This is a genomic window from Flavobacterium procerum (assembly GCF_042431625.1).
Taxonomy (GTDB): Bacteria; Bacteroidota; Bacteroidia; order Flavobacteriales; family Flavobacteriaceae; genus Flavobacterium; species Flavobacterium procerum.
In genome coordinates, this window is the sequence record NZ_JBHLYW010000020.1 from 1 (window position 1) to 1,769 (window position 1,769).

1 pseudogene is annotated in these 1,769 nt (G+C 49.1%); it reads right to left on the minus strand.

The features are described 5' to 3' along the window. Positions 1 to 1,769 (minus strand): annotated as a pseudogene (locus ACFFLS_RS19475) (hypothetical protein); the annotation flags it as partial.

The following is a 1,769-nucleotide window of genomic DNA, read 5'->3' on the forward strand; positions in this document are numbered from 1 at the left end:
GTAGTAGCCGTACAAGTAACCGCTGCTGCGCTGAAAGCTAAATCAGTCGGTGGGTTCAGTCTTAAAAGAGTTCCGTTTCCTGTAACCGTACATCCTTTCGCATCGCGAACCGTGTAGCTGTAAGGCTGGTTGGCTCCATTGTCGTTTAATGTCAAGACATTCCCTGGACCGAATCCGTTTCCGTTGAAGCTGTATTCGTATGGGCCTGTCCCTGTTCCTGCCGTAACTGTAACAGTAACCGTTCCGGCAACTTTTCCGTTTGCGGCGTCACATGTGAATCCGACAACGGCTGTCGTAGCCGCCAATGTAAGCGGCTGGGTAATCGTTACAGGAACTGAGCCTGGGCAGCCTTTGCTGTCTCTTACATAGAAAGTGTAAGATCCTGCAGCAAGTCCTGTAAAGACTGGGTTAGATGTAAATCCTGTCGTAGCGTTGCTGCTGTAAGTGTATCCGCCAGATCCGCCTGCTCCCGTCAAGGTAACTGAACCGTCCGAGCTTCCGTTACAGCCAGCATTCACTGCTGCAGCCGTAACCGTAGGATTGCTGATAGGGTCTACAGTGACAACAGCTGTTCTTGGACAGTTGTTTGCATCCGTAACCACAAAAGTATAAGTGTCTGCATTTGCAGGCGTAACCGAATAAGTAAATGTTGGTCCGGCAATCGAAGCGCTTGGAGCGCTTACCGCACCTGAACCTTTTTGAACTGTATAAGTGAACGGAGCTCGTCCTCCTGCGATGGTCACCGTGATGACCGCATTTGGAGTGGCAGTACAATCCAATTCTTTCGTAACCGTTCCTGCAGCAGTAAGCTGAGGATAGACAACTGTCGCAGCCGGAGCCGAAGCCGTACATCCGTTTACGTCCTTAACAGTAACTGTATAAGAGCCCGCCGCTACCGTAAATGTAGCAGAAGACTGGAAGTTGGTTCCGTCGATGCTGTAGGTAAGAGGAGCAAGTCCTGTTCCCGAAGCAGTGATAGTGAACGTGCTTCCTGAAGCCGTACACTGGTTGTTAACCGTAACGTTCGTAACAGCAGGCAGCGAATCAACAATTACATTAACTGTAGATTTAGCCGTACATCCGTTGGCATCTCTCACATAGACATCCCATGCAAGGTTTGCCCCTGAGTTCGTGTCCACAGTAAGGACATTGCTGCCGTTGTAAGCAGATGTCGGAACCGTAGAAGGGCTCTGAGCGAATGCATAGCTGTAGTTTGGCGTTCCGCCTGCAGCCGTAACCGTAATCTGAGCATTGTCGTTGTTGCAGTTCGCATTTGTGGCAACAGCAGAAGAAACCGTCAAGGCAGCCGAAGGCTGTCCGATAACAAGGCTTTCAGAGCTTGTACATCCTGTAGCGCTGTCTGTAACCTGAACAGTATAGGTCCCAGCTGAAGCATTGGTCAATGTCAATACATTTCCAGACTTGCTAACTGTACCTGTATTAGGCGTAATTGTATAAGTGTAGGCTCCCACTGTAGCATTTCCTGAAACTGTAAAAGTTCCTGATCCAGTGTTTCCTCCTCTACATAGAACGTCGCTTGTTTTGTTTGCAACAACCGAAATAGGCGTCGCAGAATTGATTATGAATGATTCGTTATAGTAGCATCCGTTGGCATCCGTAACCCTGAAGTTGTATGTCCCTGGAGCAAGACCTGCAAAAACACCTGTAGTGTTACTAGCAGCTGAGCCAGATGGAGAGGTGATTGCGAATGTCAATGGCGCAACTCCGTTTGTAGCCGTAGCCGTAACCGTAGTAGTAGTAGCCGTACA